Source organism: Microlunatus sp. Gsoil 973 (assembly GCF_009707365.1).
Taxonomy (GTDB): Bacteria; Actinomycetota; Actinomycetes; order Propionibacteriales; family Propionibacteriaceae; genus Microlunatus.
This window is the reverse complement of sequence record NZ_CP046122.1, coordinates 4172440-4187759: the sequence shown is the minus strand read 5'-3', so window position 1 is coordinate 4187759 and position 15320 is coordinate 4172440. Positions and strand designations below refer to the sequence as shown.

General features: G+C 67.4%; 13 protein-coding genes. 6 read left to right on the top strand and 7 right to left on the bottom strand.

Annotated features, from left to right (window positions below):
* The first annotated feature begins 118 nt into the window (after positions 1 to 118).
* Complete coding sequence (locus GJV80_RS19675) at positions 119 to 1129, top strand: VanW family protein (protein ID WP_154689358.1); 1011 nt, start codon at positions 119 to 121, stop codon at positions 1127 to 1129.
* A 500-nt stretch (positions 1130 to 1629) separates the two neighbouring features.
* On the opposite strand, the gene GJV80_RS19670 is transcribed toward GJV80_RS19675, so the two are convergent.
* Entirely contained in the window at positions 1630 to 2346 is a 717-nt protein-coding gene (locus GJV80_RS19670) for an SDR family oxidoreductase (protein WP_154689357.1), read from the bottom strand.
* A gap of 160 nt (positions 2347 to 2506) precedes the next feature.
* Between GJV80_RS19670 and GJV80_RS19665 the strand changes: the two genes are divergently transcribed.
* Entirely contained in the window at positions 2507 to 3349 is an 843-nt protein-coding gene (locus GJV80_RS19665; protein ID WP_154689356.1) for a helix-turn-helix transcriptional regulator, read from the top strand.
* 48 nt (positions 3350 to 3397) lie between these two features.
* Entirely contained in the window at positions 3398 to 4294 is an 897-nt protein-coding gene (locus GJV80_RS19660; RefSeq protein WP_154689355.1) for a hypothetical protein, read from the top strand.
* A 27-nt stretch (positions 4295 to 4321) separates the two neighbouring features.
* Here the strand turns inward: GJV80_RS19660 and GJV80_RS19655 are convergent, their stop codons facing one another.
* Positions 4322 to 5752: an MFS transporter gene (locus GJV80_RS19655; RefSeq protein ID WP_195909026.1), complete on the bottom strand. Its 1431-nt coding sequence runs from the start codon at positions 5750 to 5752 to the stop codon at positions 4322 to 4324.
* A 100-nt stretch (positions 5753 to 5852) separates the two neighbouring features.
* Between GJV80_RS19655 and GJV80_RS24320 the strand changes: the two genes are divergently transcribed.
* Together GJV80_RS24320 and GJV80_RS24315 are read left to right on the top strand one after the other, a co-directional pair.
* The gene (locus GJV80_RS24320) at positions 5853 to 6092 is read left to right on the top strand and encodes a helix-turn-helix domain-containing protein (protein WP_230207867.1); all 240 of its coding nucleotides are present in this window, start codon (positions 5853 to 5855) and stop codon (positions 6090 to 6092) included.
* Positions 6047 to 6364 (top strand): winged helix-turn-helix transcriptional regulator, encoded by a 318-nt coding sequence (locus GJV80_RS24315; RefSeq protein ID WP_230207866.1) that lies wholly within the window; start codon positions 6047 to 6049, stop codon positions 6362 to 6364. Before GJV80_RS24320 ends, GJV80_RS24315 begins: the two co-directional genes overlap by 46 nt.
* Positions 6365 to 6370: 6 nt before the next feature.
* Here GJV80_RS24315 and secA2 read toward each other — a convergent pair whose 3' ends face one another.
* Entirely contained in the window at positions 6371 to 8680 is a 2310-nt protein-coding gene (gene secA2 / locus GJV80_RS19645; protein WP_230207865.1) for an accessory Sec system translocase SecA2, read from the bottom strand.
* A 92-nt stretch (positions 8681 to 8772) separates the two neighbouring features.
* Complete coding sequence (locus tag GJV80_RS19640) at positions 8773 to 10632, bottom strand: acyl-CoA dehydrogenase (RefSeq protein WP_154689353.1); 1860 nt, start codon at positions 10630 to 10632, stop codon at positions 8773 to 8775.
* A gap of 215 nt (positions 10633 to 10847) precedes the next feature.
* On the opposite strand from GJV80_RS19640, the gene GJV80_RS19635 reads away from it, so the two are divergent.
* A complete protein-coding gene (locus GJV80_RS19635) occupies positions 10848 to 11576 on the top strand; it encodes a DUF4282 domain-containing protein (RefSeq protein WP_154689352.1) in 729 nt (242 codons plus the stop codon).
* A 46-nt stretch (positions 11577 to 11622) separates the two neighbouring features.
* Here GJV80_RS19635 and GJV80_RS19630 read toward each other — a convergent pair whose 3' ends face one another.
* Genes GJV80_RS19630 through pdhA form a run of 3 tightly spaced genes read right to left on the bottom strand, consistent with a single transcriptional unit; the run spans position 11623 to position 15131 of the window.
* Positions 11623 to 12993 (bottom strand): dihydrolipoamide acetyltransferase family protein, encoded by a 1371-nt coding sequence (locus GJV80_RS19630; protein ID WP_154689351.1) that lies wholly within the window; start codon positions 12991 to 12993, stop codon positions 11623 to 11625.
* Positions 12994 to 13011: 18 nt separating this feature from the next.
* Positions 13012 to 13986, bottom strand: a complete 975-nt coding sequence (locus GJV80_RS19625; protein ID WP_154689350.1) for an alpha-ketoacid dehydrogenase subunit beta — start codon at positions 13984 to 13986, stop codon at positions 13012 to 13014.
* Positions 13983 to 15131, bottom strand: coding sequence for a pyruvate dehydrogenase (acetyl-transferring) E1 component subunit alpha (gene pdhA / locus GJV80_RS19620; protein WP_154689349.1), 1149 nt, complete (start codon positions 15129 to 15131; stop codon positions 13983 to 13985). Before pdhA ends, GJV80_RS19625 begins: the two co-directional genes overlap by 4 nt.
* Between the last annotated feature and the right edge of the window lie 189 nt (positions 15132 to 15320).

Sequence of the window (15320 nt, the reverse complement as noted above, 5' to 3'; positions counted from 1 at the left end):
TCTCCTCACAGCAGCCACTCGGGCGCATCACGTCCCGGGCAAACTCTTGACTTGGCTTTGTCGGTCACCCCACGGGACCCGCCGGCTCGCTACCTTCTCATTCGCAGAAGGGGGAACCATGACCATCGAAACCGCGGCGCGCGCCGATGACCCGTCCGAGGCGCCCGTCGACATCCCGCCTGCCCTGCGGGTCCGACACAGACGGCTGACCGAACGGGTCCCGGCGCTGTATCCGCTCGCCGTCGAGCTGCTGCGGCTGCGCAGGAGTTGGCATTGGCTGCGCTCCGGCGTCTGCTGGGCGACCGACCGGGCGACCGATGACCTCCCGGTCAGGATCAAGCAGCACAAATCGCTGTTGCTGCGAACGCTGGGCAACTCCGAGATGTGGATGCAGCACAACAAGGTCCGCAATCTCGAGCTGGCCGCAACCCGGATCGACGGCATCCTGATCAAGCCGGGCGAGGAGTTCTCCTTCTGTCGGCTGGTCGGCCGGGCGAGTCGCCGCAAGGGCTACCTGGACGGCATGCTGTTGGACAACGGCGAGGCGAAGGCGGGCCCGGGCGGAGGGATCTGCCAGCTGGCGAACCTGCTGCACTGGATGGTGCTGCACAGCCCGCTGACGGTCACCGAGCGCTCCGAACACTCCTTCGACCCGTTTCCCGACAACGGGAGGGTGTTGCCCTGGGGCGTTGGCTGTGCGGTCTACTACAACTACGTCGACCTGCGCTTCCGCAACGACACCGATGCCACCTTCCAGGTCCGCGTGCACGTCGGCGAGCGGTATCTGGAAGGTGAGATCCGTGCCGACCGGCCTGTGCCGTACTCCTACTCGGTGTACGCCAGGAACGAGGACTTCATCGAGCGCGAGGGCGACTGGTTCCGGCGAAACCAGATCTGGCGGGACGTCATCGACCGGCGTACCGGAGATCGGGTACGCAGCGAGCTGATCAAGAAGAACTGCGCCCTGGTCAAGTACGTCCCGGACGGGGTCGATGAGCCCAGTGCCCTCAACCCCGACGGTCACGCACCCGCCATCCCCGAAGATCACCCACCGGTCATCCCCGAAGATCAAAGTTTGACCCAGCGGCTCCGACACGCCGACGCCGAAAACCCCACGGTCGAACTTTGACCTTCGTACGAAGAGGAGACTCGGCCCGCCCCCCAACCTCGAAGATCAAGGTTTGACCCAACGGCTCCGACACGCCGACGCCGACAACCCGACGGTCGAACTTTGACCTTCGTACGAAGAGGAGACTCGGCCGACCCCAACCCCGAAGATCAAGGGTTGACCCAACGGCTCCGACACGCCGACGGCGTCAACCCCACGGTCGAACTTTGACCTTCGTACGAAGAGGAGACCCCGTCCCCCAACACCGAAGATCAAGGGTTGACCCAACGGCTCCGACACGCCGACGGCGACAACCCCACCGTCGAACTTTGACCTTGCGGCGGGACCGACCGGTGGGTACGGGACGGGACCAACCGAGCATACGGACTGGAGCAACGGGGCACGGCGAGGACGAACCGCCACGCACGGCGAGGACGAACCGCACGTACGGCGGGGAGCAGCCCTGCGTACGGACGGAGGCAACCGGGGTACGGAAGGACCTGGCGCGCGGCCGGGCGTCGCTAGCTGATCAGCGCCCCGCCGTCGACCGGGATCACTGCCCCGTCGATGAAGTCATTGGCCATGACGTGCAGGACGGTGGAGCTGATGTCGGAAGGTTGCCCGATCCTCCCGACGGGCGCCTGTGCGGCTGCACCGGTGTAAAGATCCTGACGTGCTGGATCGGGGAGGAAGTCCCACAGCGGCGTGTCGACGACACCGGCGACGATGACGTTCACCCGCCGGGGTTTGAGTTCCAACGCCAGACTCTGGCCGAGTCCGCCGATGCCGGCATTGGCGGCCGAGGTGATCGGCATGCCGGCCATGGCACGAAATCCGGCGCCACCGGCGATCAGGGTGATCGATCCGGGTCCGGCCAGCCGGGGCAGCGCGTGCCGGACGCACCAGAGCTGGCCGACGATCTTGGTGCCGAGGCTGGCGTCGATCGCTTCGCGGGTCACCTCGGTCACCGATCCGACGGCCATGTCACCGGGGCAGATCACCAGGTGGTCGGCGTCGTCGGCTGCGGCGAAGAAGTCGCGCACCGAGTCCTCGTCGGTGACGTCGACGGTGTTGATCTTGACGCGGTCACCGTGATCGGCGCGTACCTTCTCCAGTTTCTCTCGCGACCGGCTGCCGACGGTTGCGATGCCGCCTGCGGCGATCACGTCGTCGGTCACCGCCCGCCCGATGCCGGTGCTTCCGCCGATAACGATGACATGTCGTCCTTGCAGTTCCATGGTTGTGCTTCCTTTCGTTCGAGCCGTTGTGACGCCAACAACGATTGGTCCTCGCACGGCCTGCTGCCAGACGGTGTTGCTGCGAGCAGTCGCGGACCTGGTAGTTCCGGCACCACCCAGGAGCGCCCACCGACGCGATCGGGCGTCCTAGGCTGGCGGGGTGAGCCGAGACGCCGAACGCGAGGAACTTGCGGCGTTCCTGCGTACCCGGCGCCGGCGCCGGTCTCCCGAAGAGGTCGGGCTGGTCACCGGTCGGCGGCGGACGCCGGGACTGCGCCGCGAAGACGTCGCCGCACTGGCCGGGGTGAGCGTCACCTGGTACACCTGGCTGGAACAGGCGCGGGACATCCGGCCGTCGGAGCAGGTGCTCAGCAGCCTGGCGCGGGCTCTGGACCTGGACGAGCCGGAGACGGCACACCTTTTCCGGCTGGCCGGGCAGCTGCCGCCGGTCCGGGACCCGGAACAGTCCGGCGACGTCCAGGCCGGCTACCGTCTGCTGCTGGAACAACTCGACCCGTGCCCCGCGATGATCACCAATCATCGTTTCGATGTGCTGGCCTGGAACCGTGCGCATGCTGCGATGTTCGGAGACTTCTCGGAGTTCCACGGCGATCAGCGCAACATGCTCTGGTACACCTTCACCGCGCCGCGGGCCCGCAAGCTGGTGATCAACTGGGACGAGGATGCGGCGCATATGGTGGCGCTGTTCCGTTCCCAGGCTTCGGATCTGTTGTCCGGCGGACGGTTCACCCGGTTGGTCGACAGACTGCGGCGGATGTCGGTGGAGTTCGACGAGTTGTGGGAGCGCCGGGACCTCGAAGGTTTCAGCCCGTCCCGGCAACAGTTGCACCATCCGTTGATCGGCAGGATCGAGCTGGAACCGGTGAAGCTTTATGCAGTCGACCAGGACCGGACCCTGGTCGCCTACCTCACCGATCCGGCCGGCCAGGACCAGGAACGGCTGGCCGAGGCCGTACGGATGCAGCAGTCGTACCCGGCTTGACCACCCGACGTCCGGGATGTCGTCCGGCGATCGGTGACAATGGGGCCCATGGACCTCGACGCAGTCGCCCGCGAGTTGTACGACGGTTCGCCCGAGGACTTCGTCGCGATCCGCAAGGCCAGGGCTGCCGAGGCACGTGCGGCGGGTGATCGCGATCTTGCCAAAGAGATCACCGCCCTCCGCCGGCCGACCCGATCGGCGTGGGTCGTCAACCTCTTGTCATTCCAGGCCACGGACGAGGTCGGTGCGCTTCTCGATCTCGGTACGGCCCTTGCCGAGGCCCAGCAACGGCTCTCCGGAAATGATCTTCGACAGCTGTCCCGGCAACGCAATTCGGCGATCTCTGCTCTGGTCAAACGTGGCGGCCGGCTCGCCGAATCACGCGGGCACCGGCCGTCGGAGGCCACCCTGCGTGAGGTGACGGACACCCTGCAGGCAGCACTGTCGGATCCGGAGGTGGCCGATCTCGTACGGAACGGTCGGTTGACCCAGCCACAGTCCTACGGCGGTTTCGGGCCGGAGATGATCTTCGCGGCCCAACCGGCGGCCGGTGGCAGCGCCGCGACCGCGGAGACTGCGGAGGAGCAGACGGAGACCGGCGTTCCGGCCGATACCGACCAGGGCGGCGACCAGGCAGACGACCGGGCAGAGGCCGAGCACCAGCGGCGCCTCGATGCCCTGTCCTCGGCCCAGCATGCTCTCGACCGGGTCGACGAAAGGCTCAGCCGGATCGAGGAACGGCTGCAGCGCGCGTCCGAGGACGCCGACCGCCGGACGGATCGGCTTGCCGATCTGCGTGATCAACTCCAGCGGACCGAACGGGAGGCGGACAAGGCAGTCGCGGAACGCGACCGACTGGCGCAGGAACGCGACGAACTTCGCTCAACCAAGGAAGAAGCAGAACAACAGGTCTCCGACGCGCTGTCCCGGCTGGCCGACGACTGACGCGCCGGGTGGGGGCGCCGGCCGAGCTCAGCCGTCGACCCGCGCCGCGCGCAGCCCGAGGCGGAGCACCGCGATGCCGCCGAGAGCAATCGCGACGGAGCAGACCACCACTGCGGCGTTCCAGCCGGTGTGCAGCAGTCGTACGTCGTGACCGCCGTGCAGCAGCAGGGTGGCCGCCACAGTGACACCGATCGCCGAGCCGAGGTAGCGGGCGGTGTTGTTGACGCCACTGCCCAGACCGCTGCGCCCGCTCGGTGCACTGGCCGCGGTCTCCCGGCCGAGGCCGGCGTTCACCACACCTGCGGCGATTCCCGACACCAGCAGCCCGATCACCAGCTGCCAGGTCGAATAGGTGTTGATCATGATCAACTGTCCGACGGCGATCGCCAGCATGCCCCAACCCAGCTGCCGCCCGCCGTGGAACCAGTCGGGCAGCCAGCGCACCGCGAGCGCGGTGATGGTGCTCATGCCCGCCCACACCGCGATCAGCCCGGTGGTCTGCCAGACGTTCAGTCCCAGGACGACCGCGGAATAGGTTCCCACCAGAGATGCGATCCCGATCGAACCGAATCCGACCATCAACCCGGCGAGGTGGGCCGCCGCGAACCGCGGGCGGCGGAAGAGCTTCAGGTCGAGCATCGGTTCGGCCCGGCGCAGCTGGCTGAAGACGAAGATCACCGCCAGTGCCGCGGCGCCGACGATCATGATCAGCGGAACCATGGCGGAGGCGGAGGTGCGCAGCGTCACCAGGGCCACCAGGGCCAGGCCGGTGGCCGCGACGAACAGTCCGGTCCCGAGCAGGTCGGGGCGCTGCCGCAGCACCGATCTCGACTCGACCAGCGCCATGGCTCCGGCACCGATCAGCACCAGGGCGAGCACGCCGAGCCCGGCATAGGAGATCCACCAGTGCCCGACCTGATCGGCGATCGCCGCACCGACCGGCCCGATGGCGATCCCGGCACCGAGCGAGGCGCCCCAAACGCTGCTGGCAAGGGCTCGCTCGGTCGGCCGGGGAAACGCCTCCGACAACAGGGCCAGCGCGCTGGCGACGACGGCCGCGCCGCCGACTCCTTCGACGATCCGGCCCGCGATGAACGCATCCGGACGGAGTGCACCGGACACCGTGGCGGACAGCACGGCGAGCAGCGATCCCGCGGCGAGCACGGCCGACCCGATCAGGAACATCCGCCGACGTCCGTGCCGGTCGGCGAGCGTGCCGCTGAGCAGCATCGCTGCCGTCAACCCGATGCTCATCGAACTCAAGATCCAGGTCTGTGCGGCCGGTCCGGCCGACAGTGCCGATGCCAGTGTGGTGAAGTCGGACAACGGCAGGGTGTACGCGGCCAGCGCCAGGAAGGTACCCGCTGCAGCGATCACCAGGGTCGACCGCCTGCCGGCCAGTCCTTCGGATGCCGGGCTTGCACCCCTGGCCGGTGCGTCAACAACTGAGTTGGTCATGGTCACCCTTCCACCGCTCACCGCCACTTGGTCTCGTGACGGAACCAAAACTAGAGCATGATCGGTTCGATCACAAGACCAAATAGCTATACTGTGATCCATGGCACTGGGATTCGGTTACGACAAGCAGGACTGCACGATCGCCCGGGCCCTGGAGGTCGTCGGCGAACGTTGGACGTTGCTGATCGTGCGCGACCTGTTTCTCGGCGTGCGGCGGTTCAGCGACCTCCAGGCACGGCTGGACATCTCCAAGGGGGTGCTCACCGAGCGCCTCAACCACCTGGTGGATCGGGGGTGGTCGCCAAGCTCGAGGGCCACGGGCATCCCGAGTACGAGTTGACTCCGGTCGGGGTCGCGCTGCACCCGGTGTTGATGTCGCTGTCGGCCTGGGGCCGCGAGTACGCCAACCCTGAGCGGCGGCCGTCGCGGATCCTCACCCACCTCTGCGGCACCCGGCTGGACGACGCGGCGCGCTGTCCCACCTGCGACGTGACTCCGCCACCCGGTGACGTGGTCAGCACTCCGGACCCGGACAATCCCGGTCGGCGCACCGACCGGGTCTCGGTCGCGTTACGCCGGCCGCATCGTCTGCTGGAGCCGGTGCGGGGCTGAAGCGGATCAGTCGCCGCGTACAGCGCGCCGGATCACCCCGCCGACGGCGTTGAGGAAGCGGTCCTCCGGTGAGCCGAACGCCTGATCGTCGACCATGTAGGTCCAGGTCGAGGTCGGACGCTCTATTCCCGAGGCCGCCTCGTCCAGGCCGTCGGCCGTGATCACCGCTTTGTCGAACGCTTCGGCAGCACGGTCCAGCAGGGTCTTGCGGAGTTCGCGGTGGGCCCGGTCGCTGGCAGCGTGGTAGGCCATCAGCGGCGTCTCCCGGCCGAGTGCTCGCAGATGGATGCCCTCGCGCAGATCCTCGGTGAACGCGATGTGATCGCTCCAGGTTCGGTCGATCTGGTGCAGCAACAGCTGCCGGGCCGCCTCCCGCAGCACCGGCTCGTCGACATCTCCGGCCAGTGCCTGCCACCGGTCGGGGCACGACCGAGCCAATTCCTCGGCAGCCAGACCGGTGCGCAGCACCCGATCGCGATAGGCGAGCACGTCGGTGCGCTGGGCGTCGAGTTGCTGGCTGTAATTCCAGCTGTTGCGATGAGTGTCCAGCAATGCGCCCTCGGTGATCCGCTGGGCGTGTTCGACCTGGCCGGCGACCCGGGATGAGGTGACCTCGCCGGTCTCGACATCGATCTCGGACTGCCGGAGATGCAGTTCGGCGGTGGTGGGATCGTCGTCGAGGCTGACGAAGATCACCGAGGTGCCCGGATCGCCCTGCCGGCCGGCGCGGCCGCGGAGTTGATCATCCAGCCTGCTTGTGTGATAGCGGCCGTGGCCGATCACCAGCAGCCCGCCGAGCTCTGCCACTTGATCATGTTCGCCCGGATCGTCGCCACCCAGCTTGATGTCGACTCCCCGGCCGGCCATCTGGGTGGACACGGTGACCGCTCCGAGTCGGCCGGCGGCGGCGATCACGGCGGCTTCCTCGGTGTCGTTCTTGGCGTTCAGTACGGCGGCGTCGACACCCACATCGGCCAGCAGCCCGGCAATCTTCTCCGAACCGGCGACGCTGTGGGTGCCGATCAGCACCGGCCTGCTGTGCTCATGGCTTTCCTTGATCAACTCCACCATGGCAGCGTCGCGATCCTCGGCTGTCTCGAAGATCCGGTCAGGCTCGTCGACGCGGATCAACGGCCGGTGGGTGGGAAGTGATCCGGTCTCCAGCTGGTAGAACTCCCGGAACTGCTCGGCCGCGGCCAGCGCCGTACCGGTCATCCCGCCGACCGTCTTGTAGTGCTTGATCAACGCCTGCACGGTGATGGTGTCCAGGATCTCGCCGCGATCGGTGATCGGGAGCCCCTCCTTGGCCTCGACGGCGGCATGCAGGCCGTCCGGCCAGCGTTGCCGGTCGGCCACCCGTCCGCGGTTGGGGTCCACCAGCCGGACGGTGTCAGCGGTGACGATGTAATCGACGTCGCGCTGTACCAGGACCTCGGCGTGCAGCGCGACATTGATCCGGGTCAGCAGCAGTTCGTTGCCCTCTGCGTAGAGATCATCAACGCCGAGCAACTTCTCCACGCGTGCCAGACCGGCGTCGGTGAGGTTGACCTGGGTTCCCTCGTCGGAGGTCTGGTAGTCCTCATCATTGGTCAGCTGGGCGGCGATGGCAGCCATGCTGCCGCCGTCGTCGGAGACCGGAAGGCTGCCGGCGAGCACCAGCGGCACCTTGGCCTCGTCGATCATGACCGAGTCCGCCTCGTCGATGATCAAGGCGTCCGGCTCCGGTTGCACGATCTGGTCGGTATCGGTCCGCAGCCGGTCCCGCAACAGGTCGAAGCCGATCTCGCTGACCGAGCCGTAACAGATGTCGGCTGCGTACGCCGTCTTTCGATGATCATGGTCGGCGTTGCTGGTGACCCATCCGGCACCGACCCCGAGCAGGTCGTAGATCGGGCCCATCCATTCGGCGTCCCGGCGGGCGAGATAGTCGTTCACGCTCATCACCTGGACCCGATGACCCCGGGCGACCAGGCCGAGGGCGGCGATCGCTCCGGCAAGGGTCTTGCCCTCGCCGGTCGCCATCTGGACCACGGTGCCGTTCATGATCGCCAACGCGCCCTGCAGCTGGACGTCGTACGGCCGCTCGCCGATCGTGCGGCGGGCGGCTTCGCGAACCACAGCACAGAATTCGGACTGGGTCGGATCGTCGTCCAGGTCGCCGCGGATGTCGTCGTACGCCTGGCGCAGACCGGCGTCGTCGAGTGACCCGATCTCCGCCTCGAGCTCACCGGCCGCCGCGATGGCCGAACCGTACCGGCCGACGTTGGTTGTCCCGGCACGTCCGATCAGCCGGCGAAGGCCGTCCCTCAATCCCACTCGACCGACGGTACACGCGGAGCAGCTCCGACCGGACGGGCGGACCGGAACGGATCGGGTAACCGATCAGCAGGCCGCTTCAGAGGGCCGCTTCAGAAGGCCGCTTCATCGAGCTCCATCGCCGACAGGTCGGTGGATTCGGCGATCACCCGTTCGGCAGCAAGCTTCGGCAACACGGTGTGGGCGAACCAGCGAGCCGAGGCAACCTTGCCTTCGTAGAACCGCTTCTCCGACTCCGGCTGCTCGCCATTGAGTGCGGCCAGGCCGACCTCGGCGCCGCGCAGCAGCAGCCATGCGCAGACGACGTCGCCCAGGGCGAAGAGCAGCCGGGTGGTGTTCAGACCGACCTTGTACAGATTGCGCGGATCCCCGCCGGGAACCCGCGGGTCGGAGGTCATGGCGTGGGTGGCCATCACCGTCCCGATCGCCTCGACATCCTCCAGCGCCTTGGCCAGCAGCTCGCGTTCGTCCTTGAGCTGGCCGTTGCCCGACTCGTCGGCCACCCATTGCTGGATCTCCGACTGCAGCTGGCCGAGCGCTCGGCCCTGGTTGCGGATGATCTTGCGGAAGAACAGGTCCTGGCCCTGGATCGCCGTCGTGCCTTCATACAGCGTGTCGATCTTGGCGTCGCGGACGTACTGTTCCAGCGGATAATCGGACAGGAAGCCGGAGCCGCCGAAGGTCTGCAGGGCCTCGGTGCCCAGCAGGGTCCAGGACTTCTCCGATCCGTAGCCCTTCACGATCGGCAGCAGCAGATCGTTGAGCTTGATCGCGTCGTCGTCCTCGACGCCCGCCGCGGCCGCGATCGCAACCTTGTCCTGGATGCTCGCGGTGTAGAGGACCAGCGAGCGCATCGCCTCGACATAGGCCTTCTGGTTGAGCAGCGAGCGTCGCACGTCGGGATGATGGGTGATGGTCACCCGCGGCGCGGACCTGTCACGGTTCTGGGTCAGGTCGGCACCCTGGACGCGGCTCTTGGCGTATTCCAACGCGTTCAGATAGCCGGTGGAGAGGGTCGCGATGGCCTTGGTGCCCACCATCATCCGGGCGTCCTCGATCACCTGGAACATCTGGGCAATGCCGTCATGCACCTCACCGAGCAGCCAGCCCATCGCCGGCTTGTCGCCACCGAGGGTCAGCTCGCAGGTGTTGGAGACCTTGAGACCCATCTTGTGCTCGACGTTGGTCACCACGACACCATTGCGCTCCCCGAGGTCGCCGGTCTCGAGATCGAACTCGTACTTCGGCACGATGAACAGCGAAAGTCCCTTGGTGCCGGGCCCGCCGACTCCCTCGACGCCAACCGGCCGAGCAAGGACGAGATGGACGATCTGGTCGGACAGGTCGTGCTCGGCGGAGGTGATGAACCGCTTGACGCCCTCGATGTGCCAGGTGCCGTCCGGCTGCGGGAGAGCGCGGGTGCGACCGGCGCCGACGTCGGATCCCGCGTCCGGCTCGGTCAGCACCATGGTCGCGCCCCAGAGCTTCTCGGCGATCAGTTTGCCGATCTGCTGGTCGCGTTCGGTGCCGTTGCGGAACAGCATCTCGCCGAACTTCGGGCCGGAGGCGTACATGTAGACGGCCGGGTTGGCGCCGAGGACGAGTTCGTTCATCGCCCACCGCAACGAGGGCGGCGCCGGCTGACCGTTCACCTCGGCAGCGAGTCCGATCTTGTAGAACTCCGACTCCATCCAGGCGCGGTAGGACCTCTTGAACGCGTCCGGGAGCGGGGCGGTGTGGCTCTGCGGATCGAAGACCGGCGGCTCCCGGTCGGCCGCCTCGAAGGACTCGGCCAGCTTCGTCGTGGCCAGGTGGTTCACTTCGTCGAGCACCGCCTCGGCGGTTTCGACGTCCATGTCCTCGTACGGCCCGGTGCCCAGAACCTCGGAGCGGCCAAGCAACTCGAACAGGTTGAACTTGATGTCGCGGAGATTCGACTTGTAGTGGGTCATCGGCAGTTGCACCTCGGGTCTTCGTCGAGCCGTTGTTACCGGCCAGTAACTTGGTCTGATACTACCCGCTGGTAACCGGGGCGCCAAGAGGAGTCCGGCCCGATTTCCCGGTCAGCTTCGACGGCACGAACCGCCGGTCGAATTGCCGTTCGACTTGCCGGCCGAATTGTGGCTGCGTACGGTCAGCCTGGACCGTGACTGGGCAGGATGGGACCATGACCCAACCGCCCAACGCCCCTGAGGGTGACCAGCCGCCTGAGCACCAGCCGCAACAGTTCGGGCAGCCCAACCAACGGATCACCGGGTCCGGCCAATCGGCCGGCCGGCCGGAAGACACCCAGCCGCTGCCGCCGCATGGGCAGGGCAGCGCCGACCAGCCGTACGCCGGTGCCTACAACCAGGCACCGGACAATCCGTACAACCCCTACAACCCACAACAGTCCGGCGGTCCCTACAACCAGCCGACCGGCGATCCCTACAACCAGTACGCCGCGCCGCCCACTCCGCCGCCCACTCCGCCGCCGACAGCACCGACCACAGCACCGACCGGCCCGACCGGCGGGGGTACGCCGTACCGGACCTGGCAGCCGCAACAACACAGCCAGCGCCGGATCAGCGATGCCAATCCGCTGCGCGCCGCCTTCGACTTCGGCTTCAACAGCTACGCCACCCCTGGCCTGGTCAAGATCATCTACGTTCTGGCGCTGATCGTTGCCGCGCTGTGGTGGATCGGTGGCGGGCTGACCGGGTTGATCGCCGGGGTCGCCGCACGGGGCCTCGGCGGCGGAGACGGATCAGTCGCGCTCGGCATCATCGCCCTGTTGCTGGGCTGGATCCCCGCGCTGCTCTGGCTGCTCTTCGTGCGCATCGTGCTCGAGGCGTCGCTGGCCCTGGTCAGGGTGGCCGACGATGCACGGCACATTCGGGCCAAGATCGAGGACTGACGACCCGAGCAACCGGCCCGAACGCCGACTGCTGGTCGCCGACCGATCAGAAGAGCAGAGCTGTCGCGGGATCGCTGAGGATTCCGGCGACATCGGCGAGGAACCGTGAACCCTGCTCACCGTCGACGATCCGGTGATCGAAGCTGACCGCCAGCGTGGTCACCCAGCGCGGCTCGATCCGCTCCCGGTCACCGGTGCCGACCACCCACGGTCTGCGGCTGATGGCGCCGACCGCCAGGATCCCGGATTCCCCAGGATTGAGGATCGGCGTGCCGGCATCGACTCCGAAGACGCCGACGTTGGTGATCGTGAACGTCCCGCCGGCAAGCTCAGCCGGTTGGGACCTGCCCTCACGGGCCGTGTTGATCAACTCAACGAGGCTCCCGGCGAGCTCGGAGAGCCCCATCCGGTCCGCGTTCTTGATGTTGGGCACCACCAACCCACGAGGGGTCGCTGCCGCGATCCCGAGGTGGACGGCGCGGTGGTAGACGATCTCCTGAGTGGCCTCGTCCCAGCTGGCGTTCAGTGACGGCGAGCGTCGGATCGCGAGCAGGCAGGCGCGGGCGATGATCACCAACGGTGACACCCGGATGCCGGCCAGATCCTTGTGCAGCTTGAGCTTCTCGACCAGCTCCATGGTCGCTGACACGTCGCAGGTGATCCACTCCGTGACGTGGGGTGCGGTGAACGCGGAGCGCACCATAGCCTCAGCGGTCACCTTCCGTACGCCCTTGATCGGCACGCGCTCGTCAGCGGTGTCCCGCTGCGGGATGCGGGCGTCCGGTGCCGGTTTCGCGGCCGCCTGGACGTCCTCGCGGGTGATGACCCCGCCCTGGCCGGTGCCGGTGAGAGCGGTCAGGTCGATGCCGAGATCCTTGGCCAGCTTGCGAACCGGCGGCTTGGCCAGCACCGGACCGCCGGTGGGAACCGGTTCGGCCGCCGGCGAGCCCGGCTGCGGGAGCGGTGGCCCGACCGGCTCGGATGCCACCGGTTGGAGCGGCTCATGATGATCATGTCGGTGGGAGACCGGCAGGTGTGTGCCGAAGCTCTCCGCGATGGCCGCGTGGGGTTCGGCGGGAGTTTCCGACCGCCTCCGGCTGCGGCGCTTGCTCTGACCGGTCCGCGGTCCGTATCCGACCAGCATGGACACCCGTTCCGGACTCTCCTCCGAACCGTCTGCCTCGCCGTCGTCGATCAGCACGATCGGCGCCCCGACGTCGACGGTGTCGCCCTCGTTCACCAGCAGCTTGCTGATGGTGCCGGCGTACGGGCTGGGCAGTTCGACGATCGACTTGCTGGTCTCCACCTCGACCAGGACGTCGTTGATCTTGACCTCGTCGCCGGGCTTGACGTGCCAGCTGACGATGTCGGCCTCCACCAGGCCCTCTCCCGGATCGGGCAACAGGAACTGCTTCATCGCAACACTCCTGAATCCTCAGTAGGCCAGTGACCGGTCGACCGCGTCGAGTACTCGGTCAAGATCAGGGAGGTACTCCTCCTCCAACCGGCTGGGCGGATAGGGCGTGTCGAATCCGGTCACCCGCAGCACCGGCGCCTCCAGGGAGTAGAAGCACTGTTCGGTGGTGCGGGCAGCGATCTCCGCGCCAAGGCCGGCGTTGCCCGGCGCCTCGTGCACGACGATCAGCCGTCCGGTCTTCTCGGTGGACCTAGTGATCACCGACATGTCGAGCGGCGACAGCGTCCGAAGATCGATGACCTCGATGCTCCGGCCTTCATCCTCGGCGGCCACGGCGGCATCGGCGCACACCTTGACCATCGGCCCGTACGCCAGCAAGGTCACATCGGTGCCCTCGCGGAGCACCTGCGCGCTGTGCAGCGGCCGCGGCTCTCCGGCCTCCTGCACCTCACCGCGCTCGTGGTAGCGGCGCTTGGGCTCGAAGAAGATCACCGGATCGTCCGAGGCGACCGCCTGCTGGATCATCCAGTACGCGTCGTTGGGGTTGGACACGGCGACCACCTTGAGCCCGGCGGTGTGGCAGAAGTACGCCTCCGGTGACTCGCTGTGATGTTCCACGGCGCCGATCCCGCCGCCGCACGGGATCCTGATCACCATCGGCATGGTGATCCTGCCGCCCGAGCGGAAGCGCAGTTTGGCGACCTGGTTCACGATCTGGTCGAAGGCCGGCATGGTGAAGCCATCGAACTGCATCTCGCAGACCGGCCGGTAGCCGCGCAGCGCCATGCCGACCGAAGTGCCGACGATGCCGGACTCGGCCAGCGGTGAGTCGATCACGCGTGCCTCGCCGAAGTCCTTCTGCAGTCCCTCGGTGACCCGGAAGACGCCGCCGAGTTTGCCGATGTCCTCCCCGGCCAGAACGACCTTGGGATCGGCCTCGAGCGCCCGGCGCAGGCCGGCATTGAGCGCCTTGGCGATGGTCATCGTGGTCATCGCGTACCGCCTTCGGCGTCCTCGAAGGTCTCCAGGTAGGCGGCGTAGGCGGCCTGCTGTTCGGTCAGGTAGGGCGTCTGTTCGGCGTACACCTGGTCGAAGGCGTCGATCAGTGAGGGATCGGCAAGGTCGAGGCAGCGCTTGCGGACGTCGGCGGCCAGGTCCTCCGCCTCGGCGTCGATCCGGGCGAAGAACGCGTCGTCGGCGCCACCGCTGCGGGCCAGATAGGCCCTCACCCGGGCGATCGGATCCCTCAAGCGCCAATGTTCGACCTCATCGGCCAATCGGTACTTGGTGGGGTCGTCGGAGGTGGTGTGGGCACCCATCCGGTAGGTGTAGGCCTCGATGAAGGTGGGCCCGTTGCCGGATCGGGCGTGCTCGAGAGCCTTCTGGGTCACCGCGTAGCTGGCCAGCACGTCGTTCCCGTCGACGCGGAGGCCGGGGATGCCGAATCCGGACGACCGCTTGTGGAGCGGAATCCGGGACTGGCGTTCGATCGGTTCGGAGATGGCCCACTGGTTGTTCTGGCAGAAGAACACCACCGGCGCGTTGTAGGAGGCGGAGAAGACGAACGCCTCGCTGACGTCACCCTGACTGGTCGCCCCGTCACCCAGGTAGGCAAGCACCGCGGCGTCCCGCTCCGGATCACCTGTTCCCACCAGCCCGTCGCGCTCCAGGCCCATCGCGTAACCCGTCGCATGCAGGGTCTGGGCGCCGATCACCACTGTGTAGAGGTTGAACCGGTGCGTCTCGACGTCCCAGTTGCCGTGGTCGATGCCGCGGAACATCCGCAGCAGGTCGACCGGGTCGACCCCGAGACAGCGGGCCACGCCGTGTTCGCGGTAGGTCGGGAAGACGTGGTCCCTTGGCCCCAGTGCCCGAGCGGATCCGACCTGGGCGGCCTCCTGGCCGAGACAGGGGGCCCACAGCCCGAGTTCGCCCTGGCGCTGCAGGGCGGTGGCTTCCAGATCGAACCTGCGGGTCAGGACCATGTCCCGGTACAAGCCGGCGATCTGGTCGTCGTCGCCGGTGAAGTCGTACTCGTCGTTGCCGATCCGAACACCCTCAGGGGTGAGCAGCTGGACGTAGTCGATATCCGCGCCTGCACCTGCTCGTGGTCCGGCAAGCCCACTCAACTCGCTCATCCGTGCGTCCTCTCGCGTCGTTGCGGGATCACCGCAGAGCCCGAAGTACGATCCGTGTCCCGCGGCCGGTCCGGCTTGTGGCCGGTGATGCCAGTCGTGGGGCGGTGGCCTGTGGCGCCCAAAGTACCTCGCCGACGGCCGGCCACAGAAAAGAACTTGCGGTACCGAGTTGTTTTGCTGCAGGCTGCC